At 62.9% G+C, this 13,533-nt stretch carries 13 protein-coding genes; 11 read left to right on the plus strand and 2 right to left on the minus strand.

Annotated elements, in window-relative coordinates; all coding sequences use genetic code 11:
- Window positions 1-194: 194 nt before the first annotated feature.
- On the minus strand, window positions 195-1,091 hold the full coding sequence (locus EN857_RS24040; RefSeq protein ID WP_245494602.1) for a GlxA family transcriptional regulator: 897 nt from the start codon (window positions 1,089-1,091) through the stop codon (window positions 195-197).
- A 264-nt stretch (window positions 1,092-1,355) separates the two neighbouring features.
- On the opposite strand from EN857_RS24040, the gene EN857_RS24045 reads away from it, so the two are divergent.
- The 3 genes from EN857_RS24045 to EN857_RS24055 all read left to right on the plus strand — a co-directional run bounded on the left by EN857_RS24045 (window position 1,356) and on the right by EN857_RS24055 (window position 4,369).
- Window positions 1,356-1,964 (plus strand): hypothetical protein, encoded by a 609-nt coding sequence (locus EN857_RS24045; protein ID WP_127393517.1) that lies wholly within the window; start codon window positions 1,356-1,358, stop codon window positions 1,962-1,964.
- A gap of 345 nt (window positions 1,965-2,309) precedes the next feature.
- Window positions 2,310-2,807 carry a GAF domain-containing protein gene (locus tag EN857_RS24050; protein WP_127393518.1) on the plus strand — a complete coding sequence of 166 codons (498 nt, stop codon included), beginning with the start codon at window positions 2,310-2,312 and terminating at the stop codon, window positions 2,805-2,807.
- Window positions 2,808-2,935: 128 nt separating this feature from the next.
- Window positions 2,936-4,369, plus strand: coding sequence for an aldehyde dehydrogenase family protein (locus tag EN857_RS24055; RefSeq protein WP_127393519.1), 1,434 nt, complete (start codon window positions 2,936-2,938; stop codon window positions 4,367-4,369).
- Between the two features lie 102 nt (window positions 4,370-4,471).
- Here EN857_RS24055 and EN857_RS34865 read toward each other — a convergent pair whose 3' ends face one another.
- Window positions 4,472-4,777, minus strand: coding sequence for a hypothetical protein (locus EN857_RS34865; RefSeq protein WP_187331411.1), 306 nt, complete (start codon window positions 4,775-4,777; stop codon window positions 4,472-4,474).
- A 58-nt stretch (window positions 4,778-4,835) separates the two neighbouring features.
- Here EN857_RS34865 and EN857_RS24065 point away from each other — a divergent pair, with 58 nt between their 5' ends.
- The 8 genes from EN857_RS24065 (at window position 4,836) to EN857_RS24105 (ending at window position 13,479) form a co-directional block, all read left to right on the plus strand.
- On the plus strand, window positions 4,836-5,612 hold the full coding sequence (locus EN857_RS24065; protein WP_127393520.1) for a DpnI domain-containing protein: 777 nt from the start codon (window positions 4,836-4,838) through the stop codon (window positions 5,610-5,612).
- 789 nt (window positions 5,613-6,401) lie between these two features.
- Window positions 6,402-7,004 (plus strand): ANTAR domain-containing response regulator, encoded by a 603-nt coding sequence (locus EN857_RS24075; protein WP_127287210.1) that lies wholly within the window; start codon window positions 6,402-6,404, stop codon window positions 7,002-7,004.
- 2 nt (window positions 7,005-7,006) lie between these two features.
- The gene (locus tag EN857_RS24080) at window positions 7,007-8,248 is read left to right on the plus strand and encodes a CmpA/NrtA family ABC transporter substrate-binding protein (RefSeq protein ID WP_187331418.1); all 1,242 of its coding nucleotides are present in this window, start codon (window positions 7,007-7,009) and stop codon (window positions 8,246-8,248) included.
- Window positions 8,249-8,352: 104 nt separating this feature from the next.
- Window positions 8,353-9,243 carry an FHA domain-containing protein gene (locus EN857_RS24085; protein ID WP_127393761.1) on the plus strand — a complete coding sequence of 297 codons (891 nt, stop codon included), beginning with the start codon at window positions 8,353-8,355 and terminating at the stop codon, window positions 9,241-9,243.
- Between the two features lie 519 nt (window positions 9,244-9,762).
- Window positions 9,763-11,079, plus strand: a complete 1,317-nt coding sequence (locus tag EN857_RS24090) for a CmpA/NrtA family ABC transporter substrate-binding protein (RefSeq protein ID WP_135859278.1) — start codon at window positions 9,763-9,765, stop codon at window positions 11,077-11,079.
- A 97-nt stretch (window positions 11,080-11,176) separates the two neighbouring features.
- On the plus strand, window positions 11,177-12,067 hold the full coding sequence (gene ntrB, locus EN857_RS24095; protein ID WP_127394309.1) for a nitrate ABC transporter permease: 891 nt from the start codon (window positions 11,177-11,179) through the stop codon (window positions 12,065-12,067).
- Between the two features lie 10 nt (window positions 12,068-12,077).
- Window positions 12,078-12,875: an ABC transporter ATP-binding protein gene (locus EN857_RS24100; RefSeq protein ID WP_126055004.1), complete on the plus strand. Its 798-nt coding sequence runs from the start codon at window positions 12,078-12,080 to the stop codon at window positions 12,873-12,875.
- Between the two features lie 406 nt (window positions 12,876-13,281).
- Window positions 13,282-13,479 (plus strand): hypothetical protein, encoded by a 198-nt coding sequence (locus EN857_RS24105; RefSeq protein ID WP_127394292.1) that lies wholly within the window; start codon window positions 13,282-13,284, stop codon window positions 13,477-13,479.
- The last annotated feature ends 54 nt before the right edge of the window (window positions 13,480-13,533 follow it).

The raw sequence follows: 13,533 nt of genomic DNA on the forward strand, positions 1-13,533 counted from the left end.
CCCCCCTCTGTCCTGCCGGACATCTCCCCCACGAGGGGGGAGATCAGCTGTCATCGCGGCTTTCGCCAATCGCCAACGTTGCAGAATGAGCGGGGCGCTGAAGCTGCTGATCTCCCCCCAAGTGGGGGAGATCTCCGGCAGGCCAGAGGGGGGCGCTGTCCCGCCAGCGTCTCAGCATTCAGCACAGTGAAGAGTTACTGCCTCCTCATGGCTTTAGGCGCGTGCCCATGCTCCTCCCGAAACGCCCGGGCAAAACTCGACATCGAAGCAAACCCACACGCCAGCGCGACATCGCGCACCATCAGCGTCGAATGCGCCAGCAGGTCGGCCGCTCGTTTCAGCCGCAGCCGCCGGTAGTAGCCGTTGGGCGAGATATCCAGCTCGGCGCGGAAATTGCGCTCGAGCTTGTCCGGGGAAACGCCGAGCCTTGTCGCCAGCTCCGCCATGCCGAGCCGCTCCTCCACCGCGTCCTCCATGATCGCGATGGCCGACAGCACCAGCTCGTTCTGCACGCCTGTGCGCAGCCTGAGCGGCATCAGCTTGCGGTCGACGCTCGATCGCAAAGGACTGTGCACGAACCATTCGGCGACGCCCGCCGCCAGTTCGGCGCCATAGTCGCGCGTGATGATCTCCAGCATCATGTCGAGGCTGCCGACGCCGCCAGCCGACGTAAAGCGCTTGCGGTCGATGACGAAGAGATCGCGCCGAAGCTCGATATCCGGGAAAGCCTCGGTGAAAGCCGCCTGGCTGGTCCAGTGAAGGGTGCAGGCATGGCCGTCGAGCAGGCCGGCGCGGGCGAGGAAGAACGCGGCATCCGCCACCGCGCCGATATGCGCGCCGCCGCGCAGGCTTTTCCGGATCCAGCTCATCGCCTCGTCGGCCACGACATGGTCGGCATCGCCGCCGGAGCAGACGACGATGCGGTCGACCTTCGGCGCATCGGCCGCCGAAAAGCCGGGCTGGATAACGACGCCATTGGAGGCCTCGACCGTGCCGGGATCCGCGCCGACGATCACCCAGCGGTAGCATTCGCGCTTGGCCAGTACGTTGGCCGCGCGCAGCGGTTCGATCAGCGAGGAAAACGCCATCATCGGAAAGCCGGGAAAGACCAGCACGGCGAAGGCGAGGGGGGCTTCGCCCGCCGCCGGCTGCGCGCGGTCGCGTTTGCGGTTGGCGGGATTGGAAGTCACGATGCTCTTTCCTGAGGCGGCTGGAACTGTAGCGGGTGGCCCGGCCGGCTGGCAACGGGGACGCCAGTCAATCGGCCGTTCACCAAGCAAGATAGGCAAAACCTTAAGTGGAAATTGCGAGACTTGACGGAAGGTCAGGGTGATGAAACGCCGGAGGCTTTTCGGATGGAACTGAACTACGACTTCGAATTCCAGTCGATCTTTCCAAAGGCCGTCTGGCTCGTTCCCGAATGCAAGCGTTTGCTGGACGAGGTCGGCATCGCCCACAACATGAAGGGGAACTACGTCACGGCTTTTGTCGATCCCGCGACTGTCGTCGCCCTCTGGCGAGAGCCAGCCGAATTCAGGGCCACATTGATCAAGGCCGGTTGGAGCACCTTGCCATACGAAGGCGAAGCCGCGCCGGACAAGGCTCAGTTCCTGATCCCGAAGCTGCTGGAAATCCATGCCAAGGTCGAAAGCCGCGCCTATGACGCGCAGGCGACCAAATATGCCGTCTTTGCCCTTTTCCGCTTCACCCACCAGCTGACCATGGGAGAGGTACTCGGCGCGGATGGCCGCCCGACATGTTCGCCGCTGACCCAGCAACGAATGAAGGACGCTCGTCCGACGTCGGCCTTCGATGTCAACAAGGCGGTTACGGCCATGGTGTCCGACCTGGAAAATCGTGCCGCGGCCGGGCCTGCCATGCCGGCGCCGCCGGTGAAGTCGGCTGCTCCAGGTCCCAGCCTGCTGGGGCGCGTTGCCCGCGTCTTCGGCCGCCGGCAGACCTGAAGCCCGTCCCATACGTCGCGCACTCTGGGGCGAAATTAGAAACGTCGCGCCGCCCCGCTGCCGGCACCTTCTCCCCGTGAACGGGGAGAAGAGGGCTGGGCGCCGCGCCGGCTCCTAATCTGCAAAGCTGATGATTGGCGAAGCCGCCGATGACGGCCCCTTTCTCCCCGTCACTATACGGGGAGAAATGCCCTGCTGGGCAATGAGGGGCGGCGCCGACCTACGCTATGCTGCCGCCGCCGCAATCGTCATCATCCCGGGGGATTTCGTGATAGCCTCACCGCTCACCTGGTGGCAGAGAGAGCGGAGCGGGCGCTTCGGCGTCCTGGCAACGGAGGCACGGCGATGTTTGCGGCAAAGGCGATCGAGAGCACGGACAAGCCGGCCTTCTACAGCGAACTCGCCACGCAGCTGAAGGCGCTGCTCGAAGGCGAGCGCGACTCGATCGCCAACGCCGCCAACACCGCGGCGTTGATCTACCAGATGGTGCCAGACCTCAACTGGGCCGGTTTTTACTTCCTGCAATCGGACGAAGAGCTGGTGCTCGGCCCTTTCCAGGGCAAGCCGGCCTGCGTGCGCATCGCCGTCGGCAAGGGCGCTTGCGGCACTGCCGTCGATCTGGGCATGTCCATGCTGGTCAAGGACGTCCACGAGTTCGAGGGCCACATCGCTTGCGACGCGGATTCGCGTTCGGAGCTGGTGGTGCTGCTCAGGGACAATGACGGCATCTTCGGCGTTCTCGACCTCGACAGCCCGCTGCCCGGCCGCTTCGACAAGGAGGACCAGGCCGGCATCGAGAAGCTCGCCGCGATCTATGTCGGGGCGAGCGCGTTCGAGGAGTGAGCTCTCGGCGGATTGCTGCGCGGCCCTGGCTCAACGACCCGGTCTTGCGTTTGACCTAATTGCATCGTTATCACTGGCGGAATACGACGCCCCACAATCGAGAACCACGGCCGACCGAGGAGGAACCCATGTCCCATAATCTGCAGTTCTACATCGACGGCGCCTGGGTCGATCCGGTCGTTCCGAACAATTTCGACGTCATCGATCCGTCCACCGAGGATGCCTTCGCGCAGATCTCGCTCGGCACCAAGCCCGATGTCGACAAGGCGGTGGCGGCGGCCAAGCGCGCCTTCAACAGCTTCGGCTTCACCTCGGTCGAGGAGCGGCTCGAGATCCTCAACCGCGTCATCGAGGTCTACAAGAAGCGCAGCAAGGACCTGGCGCTGGCCGTCTCGCGCGAGATGGGCGCGCCGCGCCAGATGGCGCTGGACAGCCAGGTCGGCGTCGGCCAGGCGCATCTGGAGAAGATGGCCGAGGTGCTGAAAAGTTTTCAGTTCCGCCACGTGAAGGGCTTGTCGCTCATCGTCAAGGAGCCGATCGGCGTCGTCGGCCTGATCACCCCGTGGAACTGGCCGCTGAACCAGATCACCTGCAAGGTCGGCCCGGCGCTTGCCGCCGGCTGCACCATGGTGCTGAAGCCGAGCGAGATTGCGCCGCTCGACGCCATCATCTTCGCCGAGATCATCGACGAGGCAGGCGTGCCGAAGGGCGTCTTCAACCTCGTCAACGGCGATGGCCCGACCGTCGGCCAGGCGCTGGCCAGCCATCCCGATGTCGACATGATGTCGTTCACCGGCTCGACCCGCGCCGGCATCCTGGTCGCCAAGGCCGCCGCCGACACGGTCAAGCGCGTGCATCAGGAGCTTGGCGGCAAGTCGGCCAACATCCTGTTCCCCGATGTCGACCTCGAACGAGCCGTCACCAAGGGCGTCGCCGGCTGCTTCGGCAACAGCGGCCAGTCCTGCAACGCGCCGACCCGCATGTTCGTGCCGCGTGACCGTCACGACGAGGCGGCCGCCCATGCGAAGGCGGCGGCGGAAAAATTCACCGTCGGCCCGGCCGACGCGCCGGGCTCGAAGCTCGGCCCGGTGGTCAGCCAGCTCCAGTTCGACAAGATTCAAGGCATGATCCAGAGCGGCATCGACGAAGGCGCCACGCTGGTCGCCGGCGGCCCCGGCCGCCCGGCCGAGCTCAACCGCGGCTACTTTGTCCGCCCGACCGTGTTCGCCGACGTCACCCACGACATGCGCATCGCCACTGAAGAAATCTTCGGGCCGGTGCTGGCGATCATGCCCTACGACACGGTGGAGCAGGCGGTCGAGCAGGCCAACGACACCGTCTTCGGCCTAGCCTCCTACATCCAGGCCAAGGACATCGAGAAGGCGCGCGCCGTCGCCGCCCGCATGCGCTCCGGCAACGTCTACATCAACTACCCCACCTGGGACGCCGGCCTGCCCTTCGGCGGCTACAAGCAGTCCGGCAACGGCCGCGAGTATGCCGAATATGGGCTCGAGGATTTCCTGGAGATCAAGGGCATCGCGGGGTACGAGGCGGCGGAGTAGGACTCGGCTACATCTGCAGATCGGTGATCAACACCGGTGATACCAATGCGGCGCCATCGGTACCGGCTTTGCCACTGCCGGATAGGCTCATGTGCCTTTCCCTCAGACTCCAGTTCGGCGCACTGTTGTTTCTTGCGGCGGCGGCGGAGGCGGCACCACCGCCTTGGTGCTCTGGCGGACGGCGTCGACGGGAACCAAGGTTATCACCGGAGGGTTCGGAAAATGATCCAACGTTGCGCCGGTCACCGCATCAACACCGACGCCAATCAAGCCTCCGACCAAAATGTTTCCGGCGAGCCCGGCAGCACCGTTTCCACTCATTTTGGTAGCGATGTATTTGCTGCCTGGCTTGTAGCCTTCCTTCTCGGCGAAGGCGGTGATCTTTCCGGCTTGCTCTTGATCGTCCATTGCCGAATTGTAAATCCAGGGTTTATTGGCGTCCGCTAACAGATGGCTTTGATCGCGAATGAAATTTGGTTTTGAAGAGACACAAGCAAAATATAACAGTGGATCACAACAAGCCAGAATTTGGACCGAGCAGTGGGCCTCCCAATGGATTTATTGCCCCAATTGTGGAAGCTCCCGTCTAGAAAAATTCGCTGCTAATTTACCTGTTGCCGACTTTTTCTGCAGCAGTTGCAGTGATCAATTCGAGCTGAAAAGCCAAAAGAAGGCATTCGGCACGAAGGTCGCCGACGGAGCCTATTTTACCAAAATTGACAGATTGGCATCATCGACCAACCCGAATTTGATATTGCTGAATTATGATCTGACGCAAAAAGCAGTAAGGCATGTTTGCGTTGTTCCAAAGCATTTTTTCGTACCAGACATCATCGAGAAAAGGAACCCACTGGCGCCGACAGCGAGGAGAGCGGGTTGGGTTGGTTCCAATATTTTGCTCGACCGCATTCCGGATGCGGGCCGAATATTTTTGGTTAGGAACAGCATTCCGATCCCTAAAGAGGTCGTTGTCGCAAAATGGCAGCACACCCTTTTTCTTCGTGAGGAAAAGGCAGATGCTCGTGGCTGGCTAATTGAAGTAATGAGATGTGTCGATATGATCGGTGCGACTGATTTCGATATCGAACAAGTCTACGCGTTCGAAAGGAAACTGAGCGCTCTATACCCGAACAACAGAAATGTGAGACCAAAGATTCGTCAGCAATTGCAGTTCCTCAGAGACAACAGATATCTCGAGTTTGTGGCCCGCGGCCGCTATCGCCTGAGGAAAGAGAGCTTTTGAAGACCGAGCAAAGGGACAACGCCTAAATGTCTTGGTACGCAAACCATTATGAATGCTACGGCTGCGGCGAACATTGGGTCGACGAGTGGTCATGCATGTGCGATGACGACTGTCCAAGCTGCGGCGCTCGTCATACTGCTCCAATCGAAAGTGAAGACCTCACGCTTCTCATTGTGCCGGATGCGGGTGCTTTCGTCGTCTTAAGGTCTCCAGATATTGCAGAAGATCGCCCCGATTACGAAGAGATCGGGCGCTTCGCTAGCGACGCGTTAGCGAAGCGATTTATCGAGGCTATAGCGAACTAAGGCGTCGTCCGCGAACAACAACAGTCGAAAGGAAGGTTCGATTCGATCCTATTGCTGCCCATTCAAAGGCCGCAAAACCTTCTTTTCGACTTACTTCGACGGTGCACGGAGAAAAGGGGGCAGGAATGCCCTACAGACGTTCTTATCCCCGCGTCCGACGGTTCTGAATTTACAGAGACTTTCTCTGTAGCTCCGCGCACTACCGACGCGCAGCCAGAAAACAGAAATAGCGGCCACCAACGCTCAGCTTCATTTGAGATTTCCCCCAAAGCACTCATGGCGCGACCTATCTGCGCGCGCAAGGGAGTTCGATCGGCGCACGCAACTTGTAGATGCGGCTAACAAAAAACCACGCGAAACGTTTGTTTCGATGCCTCCAAAATCACAGCTGTCCATTTCCAGCGTCCGCCTCTATAGGCCTGCCAAGGCATGGCGGCTCGCCATCCCGCATTGCACAATCACCCCGCTTCGACATATTGAAGCCATGGTCCGTTCCTCGCTCGCCGTCCTTGTGATCGACGAAAACCGCATCCGTGCCTCGATCATCGAGGCCGGGTTGCGGGAGGCCGGGCATGAGCGGGTGACGGTCATCCATGATGTCGCCGGCATCGCGCGGCGCATCGCCGAGATCGAACCGGACGTCATCGTCATCGATCTCGAAAACCCCAACCGCGACATGCTCGAAAACATGTTCCAGCTGTCGCGCGCGGTGAAGCGGCCGATCGCCATGTTCGTCGACCGCTCCGACCAGGCCTCGATCGAGGCGGCGGTCGAGGCCGGCGTCTCGGCCTATGTCGTCGATGGTTTGAGGCAGGAGCGCGTCAAGCCGATCCTCGACATGGCGGTGAGCCGCTTCAACGCCTTCTCGCGCATGGCGCGCGAACTGGAGGAGGCGCGCAGCGAGCTGGAGAGCCGCAAGGTCATCGACCGCGCCAAGGGCATTTTGATGAAGTCGCGCGGCCTCTCCGAGGAGGCGGCCTACACGCTGCTGCGCAAGACGGCGATGAACCAGAACCGCAAGATCAGCGACATCGCCCAGAGCCTGGTGACCGCCGCCGGGCTGCTCGGGCCGCTGGAGGACGAATGAGCATGGCCGCTGCGCACCAGATCACCGCCGGCTTCATGCCGCTTTTCGACAGCGCCGTGCTGGTGGCGGCCAGCGAGCTGGGCTTTGCCGCGCGCGAGGGCATCGAGCTGACGCTGCATCGCGAGACCTCCTGGGCCAACATCCGCGACCGCATCGCCATCGGCCATTTCCATCTGGCGCACATGCTGGGGCCGATGCCGCTGGCCTGCAGCCTCGGCCTCACACCGATCGCCTCCGAGACCATCGTTCCGTTCTCGCTCAGCCTCGGCGGCAATTGCGTCACCGTCTCCAATGCGGTGTGGGACGGCATGGCGGCGCATGGCGCGGAACCCGATCTCGATCCCGCGCGGGCAGGGGCCGCTCTTGGCGCGCTGATCCGCGAGCGGGCGACTGCGGGCCGCGAGCCGCTGCGCTTCGCCGTCGTGCATCCGCATTCCGGGCATAACTACGAACTGCGCTACTGGCTCGCTGCTTGCAGCATTGATCCCGAGCGCGACATCGAGATCGTCATCGTGCCGCCGCCCTTCATGGCCGATGCGCTGGCCGCCGGCCGCATCGATGGCTACTGCGTCGGCGAGCCCTGGAACAGTGCCGCGGTCGCCGCCGGCACCGGCCATATCGTCACCGTCAAGGCGCTGCTGTGGCGCAACAGCCCAGAGAAAGTCGTTGGCGTGCGCAAGGCCTGGGCGGAGGAGAATCCGGAGGCGCTGGCGGCGCTGCTGCGTGCATTGCATCATTCGGCGCGCTGGTGTCAGGACCCGGCGAACCATGCCGAACTGGCGGCGCTGATGGCCGGGTCGGGCTTCCTCGGCCTGCCGGCTTCGGTGCAGATGCCGATCCTGACCGGACGGCTGAAGCTCGGCGGCGGCGCCGAGCGGGCGATCGCGGATTTCTTCGTGCCCTTCGACAAGGCGGCGAATTTTCCGTGGAAGAGCCATGCGCTGTGGTTCTACACGCAGATGGTGCGCTGGGGGCAGTTGGCGCACACGCCGGAAAACCTCGCCATCGCCTGGAACTGCTACCGGCCCGACCTTTATCGCTCGGCGCTGAAGCCGCTCGGCGTGGCGTTGCCCGGCGCCAATGCCAAGGTCGAAGGGGCGCTGAAAGCGGCGACGCCGGTCGGTTCGGCGGGGGCAAGCCTGTTGCTCGGCCCGGACGGGTTCTTCGACGGCCAGATCTTCGATCCCGACGAGATCGAAGCCTATATCGCCGGGCAGAAACACGCTGATTCCCTGGCGCAGTAGGTTCCGACGTGCCGGGGTGCGGATCGCCAACGCGCGCAAGTTGATAAGTCAAAGCCAGCCTTGGTGTGTTATATACGCTGCGTTCTCGGGCGGATACGAGATCGATGGATCAGGAAAGACTTCTGGCCGCAGTCCTTTTGGCTGATGTCGTGGGCAGCACGCCCCTCTATGAGCGCATCGGCGACGATGCCGCTCTGCAGCAGGTTTCGGATTGCCTGGACACGATGCGCGAGATCGTCGCCCAGCACGGCGGTGATTTCATTTACTCGAAAGGCGATGACGTACTCAGCCTGTTCGAGAGCCCGGAGATGGCGCTGAGGGCCGTCTGCCAAATCAGCCGCCAATTGACCAAAGGGCCGTTGAGCGCCCGTATAGGATTGCATTTCGGGGCGGTCATTCGCGCGCGGGGCGCGATATTCGGCGATGTTGTCAATGTCACCGCCAGGTTGTCCAGCACGGCCAACCCCGGGGAGGTGCTGATCAGCCAGAGCTTCTTCGAAGGCCTTACAGCGGGCAGTCGCAGTGCCTTGCGGCTCCTCGACAAAATGGCTTTCAAGGGCAAGCAGGAACTCTTCGATGTCTATACTCTGAGGAGCGACGATGGGACCCTCAGTCCGCAAATCGCCAGCCGGGGCACCGTTATCGAAAGGCGCTCTGTCCCGCCGCCGCAGATCAATCTACTCATCGGCTATGGAGATCAGTCGCGATCCTGCCGAAACAACGAATTCGTAACGTTCGGCCGATCGCCGGAATGCAATATCGTCATCCAGTGGCCCTGGGTCTCAAGGCACCACGCCACTTTCACCATTTCGAATGGCAAGGCCCGCCTTATCGAGCGAAGCTCGTCGGGCACATTTGTGTCGATGGGGCCCGACCATGAAGTATTCGTGCGCCGCGAAGATATTCTTCTCTTCGGCTCCGGCGTCATCTCGCCGGGACGGAGATCGTCGCCCGGCGACACCGAGGTTCTTCACTTCGAGATTGTCTCAGGCTGACCCGGACGGATTCGTTAGCCGCGAGTGGCTCGGGCGGCGGCGCCGAGATCAGCCAAACGCCCGTGCCGTCGATCCATCTGCACGAAGGCTGAAACCTTGGCCGGCAACAGGTCCCCAACCGGTCAAGACCACCGTCTCGAGAGCTGATTTTACGGGCCTGATTATTTTTGCGCCACTCTTGTGCATTGCACAATAATTATGCGTGCGCTTGCGCTAATGAACAATCTTTGGCCTGCGCGCCTCGTGACCCGGCCCGTGCGTTGCCGGCGTGGATCATTGATTTAATTGAAATTTTTCTCCTCGTTCAAAACTGGCACGGTTTCTGCATTGCAATAGACAAGCTCCTCGCGGAGCCGGAACAGGCGTCCAATGGCGGGCGCCACAGGCAAAGCTGCCGCTCAGGTCGACACGCGATCCCGGATGTACGGACGCGAGCGACCTGGCCGGCAGCTTTTTGTTTTGACCGAACACGAGAATCGACGGCGCCGGTCCCAAGCGGCGTCCAACCGGGAGATGACGATGACGAAACGGATCGGAACTGCAACGACCCTCAAGGGCATGTCGCGTCGCGACTTCCTTGCCAGAAGCGCGCTGACGGCGGGGCTGCTCGTGGCGGCGCGCAACCTCCTGCCTTCGGGCGCCTATGCGGCGACCGCAGCACCCGAAGTGACCGGCGCCAAGCTCGGCTTTATCGCGCTCACCGACGCGGCACCGCTGATGATCGCCAAGGAGAAGGGGCTGTTCGCCAAATATGGCATGCCCGATGTCGAGGTGCTGAAGCAGGCCTCCTGGGGCGCGACGCGCGACAATCTGGTGCTGGGCAGCGAGGCCAATGGCATCGACGGCGCCCACATCCTGACGCCGATGCCCTACCTCATGCACACCGGCAAGGTGACGCAGAACAAGCAGCCGCTGCCGATGGCGATCGTGGCGCGGCTGAACTACGACTGCCAGGGCATTTCCGTCGCCCAGGAATACGCCGCCACCGGCGTCGGCCTCGACGCTTCCAAGCTGAAGGAGGCCTTCGCCGCCAAGAAGGCCGCCGGCAAGGAGGTCAAGGCCGCCATGACCTTCCCGAGCGGCACGCATGACCTGTGGATACGCTACTGGCTGGCCGCCGGCGGCATCGACCCCGACAAGGACGTCTCGACCATCGTCGTGCCGCCGCCGCAGATGGTGGCCAACATGAAGGTCGGCAACATGGACGTGTTCTGCGTCGGCGAGCCGTGGAACGAGCAACTCGTCCACCAGGGTATCGGCTTCACCGCCGCCACCACGGGTGAATTGTGGAAGGGCCATCCGGAAAAGGCGCTCGGCCTGCGCGCCGCCTTCATCGAGAAATATCCCAACGCCACCAAGGCGATCCTGATGGCCGTCATGGAAGCCCAGCAATGGTGCGAGGCGATGGAGAACAAGGACGAGATGGCCTCCATCATCGGCAAGCGGCAATGGATGAACGTTCCGAGCGCCGACATCATCGGCCGCCTCAAGGGCGATATCAACTACGGCAACGACCGCGTCGCCAAGGGCACCGACCTCTACATGAAGTTCTGGAAGGGCGGCGTCTCCTATCCCTTCAAGAGCCATGACAGCTGGTTCCTCGCCGAGAACATCCGCTGGGGCAAGTTCGCGCCGACCACCGACATCAAGACGCTGGTCGACCAGGTCAACCGCGAGGATCTCTGGCGCGAGGCGGCGAAGGAGCTGGGCGTCGCGGCAAGCGACATCCCTGCATCGTCGTCGCGCGGCGTCGAGACCTTCTTCGACGGCAAGACCTTCGATCCGGCCAACCCGTCCGCCTATCTCGACAGCCTCAAGATCAAGGCATCAGCCTAGGCGCAAACGGCGCCCAAGGCGCCGTTTGTCGCGGCGCGACAAAGGCGCAACGGCGCTCGCGCCGTTGTCGCCCAACGACCAGGAGCTTCGCGAACACATGTCCATCCAAACCGTCGAGGACACCAAGGTGAAGGCGTTTCCCGTAAAGCCCGCCGAGGTGATCGCCTTCACCGCCAAGGCGAGGCGCCGCATCGATCTGCTCGCCATTGCCGGCAAGCTGGCGACGGCGCTGGTGCCGCCGGCCGTCGTCATCATCCTCCTGCTCGTCGTCTGGCAGGTCGCCTGCTCGTCGCCGACGGCCAGCCTGCCGCCGCCGAGCCAGGTGTGGAACGAGGCCTATGACCTGATCGCGCATCCGTTCTTCGACAACGGCCCGCAGGATATCGGCCTTGCCTGGCGAGTGCTGATCTCGCTGCAGCGCGTCGCCATCGGATTCGGCATGGCTGCGGTGGTCGGTGTGGCGCTGGGCGCGCTGGTCGGCCAGTCGGTGTGGGCGATGCGCGGCCTCGACCCGGTGTTCCAGATCCTGCGCACCGTGCCGCCGCTCGCCTGGCTGCCGCTGTCGCTCGCCGCCTTCCGCGATTCCAACCCGTCGGCGCTGTTCGTGATCTTCATCACCTCGATCTGGCCGGTGATCATCAATACAGCCGTCGGCGTCCGCAACATCCCCGAGGACTACCGCAACGTCGCCCGCATCTTGCGGCTCAACCAGCTCGAGTTCTTCGTCAAGATCATGGTGCCGGCGGCCGCCCCCTACATCTTCACGGGCCTGAGGATCGGCATCGGGCTCTCCTGGCTCGCCATCGTCGCCGCCGAGATGCTGACCGGCGGCGTCGGCATCGGCTTCTTCATCTGGGACGCGTGGAACTCCTCGCGGCTGCCCGACATCATCGTCGCGCTGGCCTATATCGGCGTCACCGGCTTCTGCCTCGACCGGCTGGTCGCGGCGGCCGGCGCCTTCGTCACCCGCGGCACAACGGCAAAGTGAGGAGGGCGCCATGACCGCCTATCTGAAGCTCGACCATATCGACAAATCCTTCGCCCGCGGCGGCCAGGTCAGCGAGGTGCTGAAGGATATCAGGCTCACCATCGACAGGGGCGAGTTCGTCTCCATCATCGGCCATTCCGGCTGCGGCAAGTCGACCTTGCTTAACCTCATCGCCGGGCTGACCAGGGTCTCCTCGGGTGCCGTGCTGCTCGAGGACAAGGAGGTCGACAGCCCGGGGCCTGAGCGCGCCGTGGTGTTCCAGAACCATTCGCTGCTGCCGTGGCTCACCGTCTACGAGAACATCAACCTTGCCGTCTCCAAGGTCTTCGGCCGCACCAAAAGCCGGGCCGAGCGGCATGAGTGGATCATGCGCAACCTCGATCTCGTGCAGATGGCGCATGCCAGGGACAAGCGCCCGGCCGAGATATCCGGTGGCATGAAGCAGCGCGTCGGCATTGCCCGCGCGCTCGCCATGCAGCCGAAGATCCTGCTGCTCGACGAGCCGTTCGGCGCGCTCGACGCGCTGACCCGCGCCCACCTTCAGGACGCGGTGATGGACATCCACGCCCGGCTCGGCACGACCATGATCATGATTACCCACGATGTCGACGAGGCGGTGCTTCTGTCCGACCGCATCGTGATGATGACCAACGGCCCGGCGGCAACCATCGGCGAGGTGCTTTCGGTGCCGCTGGCCCGGCCGCGCCGACGCATCGAGCTTGCCTCGGACCGCACCTTCCTGCGCTGCCGCGAGGCGGTGCTGAAGTTCCTCTATGAACGCCACCGCTTCGTTGAAGCCGCGGAGTAGCGTCATGACCCGAAGAAACGCATCTTCAACGCCAAAGGTCGATCTGCATCGGCAATGGGCAACCTGCCGCACTGCACAAATATTATGCTGCCGTGCAAGGCGATCTGACTAATCTTTGATCCGCCGCCGGGCTCGTCAAAAGTCGCGCGGCTGCGGTTTCGCATTGATATTATTTGATAATTCAGCGCGCCGTCGAACTGGCACGCTTCCTGCTTTTAGGAATGTAGGTCCCTCGGGGCCAAGAGACACGGCGTCCAATGGCGGGCGCCACAGGCAAAGCTGCCGATCAGGTCAACACGCGATCCCGGATGGACGGACGCGAGCGACCTGGCCGGCAGCTTTTTTGTTTTGACCGAACACGCAATCGACGGCGCCGATCCCAGGCGGTGCCCAACCGGAGACGACGATGACGAAACGGATCGGAACTGGCGCGGCCCTCGAGGACTTCACCCGCCGCGATTTCCTGGCCAGCAGCGCATTGACCGCCGCGCTGTTCACCGCCGCACTGCTGCTCTTTCCCGTCGGCGCCAAGACGGACGGCAAGGGGCCGGCAGTGACCGCGCACAGCGAGGTTTCGACCGGCACGCCGATGGCGCGTCGCTGACAATCGCGAACGAACAGACAAGAGCGGCGCCTCCCACGCCGCAAACCGGAGCCG

The organism is Mesorhizobium sp. M4B.F.Ca.ET.214.01.1.1 (genome assembly GCF_004791545.1).
In the GTDB taxonomy this organism is placed as follows: Bacteria; Pseudomonadota; Alphaproteobacteria; order Rhizobiales; family Rhizobiaceae; genus Mesorhizobium; species Mesorhizobium abyssinicae.

What these genes read in the sequence shown, in the direction of transcription:
- EN857_RS24045 (WP_127393517.1), top strand. Translation starts at nt 1,356, where the DNA reads ATGGAACTGAACTACGACTTCGAATTCCAGTCGATCTTTCCAAAGGCC.
- EN857_RS24055 (WP_127393519.1), top strand. Translation starts at nt 2,936, where the DNA reads ATGTCCCATAATCTGCAGTTCTACATCGACGGCGCCTGGGTCGATCCG.
- EN857_RS24105 (WP_127394292.1), top strand. Translation starts at nt 13,282, where the DNA reads ATGACGAAACGGATCGGAACTGGCGCGGCCCTCGAGGACTTCACCCGC.
- EN857_RS34865 (WP_187331411.1), bottom strand. Translation starts at nt 4,777, where the DNA reads ATGGACGATCAAGAGCAAGCCGGAAAGATCACCGCCTTCGCCGAGAAG.
- EN857_RS24090 (WP_135859278.1), top strand. Translation starts at nt 9,763, where the DNA reads ATGACGAAACGGATCGGAACTGCAACGACCCTCAAGGGCATGTCGCGT.
- EN857_RS24100 (WP_126055004.1), top strand. Translation starts at nt 12,078, where the DNA reads ATGACCGCCTATCTGAAGCTCGACCATATCGACAAATCCTTCGCCCGC.
- ntrB (WP_127394309.1), top strand. Translation starts at nt 11,177, where the DNA reads ATGTCCATCCAAACCGTCGAGGACACCAAGGTGAAGGCGTTTCCCGTA.
- EN857_RS24075 (WP_127287210.1), top strand. Translation starts at nt 6,402, where the DNA reads ATGGTCCGTTCCTCGCTCGCCGTCCTTGTGATCGACGAAAACCGCATC.
- EN857_RS24065 (WP_127393520.1), top strand. Translation starts at nt 4,836, where the DNA reads ATGAAATTTGGTTTTGAAGAGACACAAGCAAAATATAACAGTGGATCA.
- EN857_RS24050 (WP_127393518.1), top strand. Translation starts at nt 2,310, where the DNA reads ATGTTTGCGGCAAAGGCGATCGAGAGCACGGACAAGCCGGCCTTCTAC.
- EN857_RS24040 (WP_245494602.1), bottom strand. Translation starts at nt 1,091, where the DNA reads ATGATGGCGTTTTCCTCGCTGATCGAACCGCTGCGCGCGGCCAACGTA.
- EN857_RS24080 (WP_187331418.1), top strand. Translation starts at nt 7,007, where the DNA reads ATGGCCGCTGCGCACCAGATCACCGCCGGCTTCATGCCGCTTTTCGAC.
- EN857_RS24085 (WP_127393761.1), top strand. Translation starts at nt 8,353, where the DNA reads ATGGATCAGGAAAGACTTCTGGCCGCAGTCCTTTTGGCTGATGTCGTG.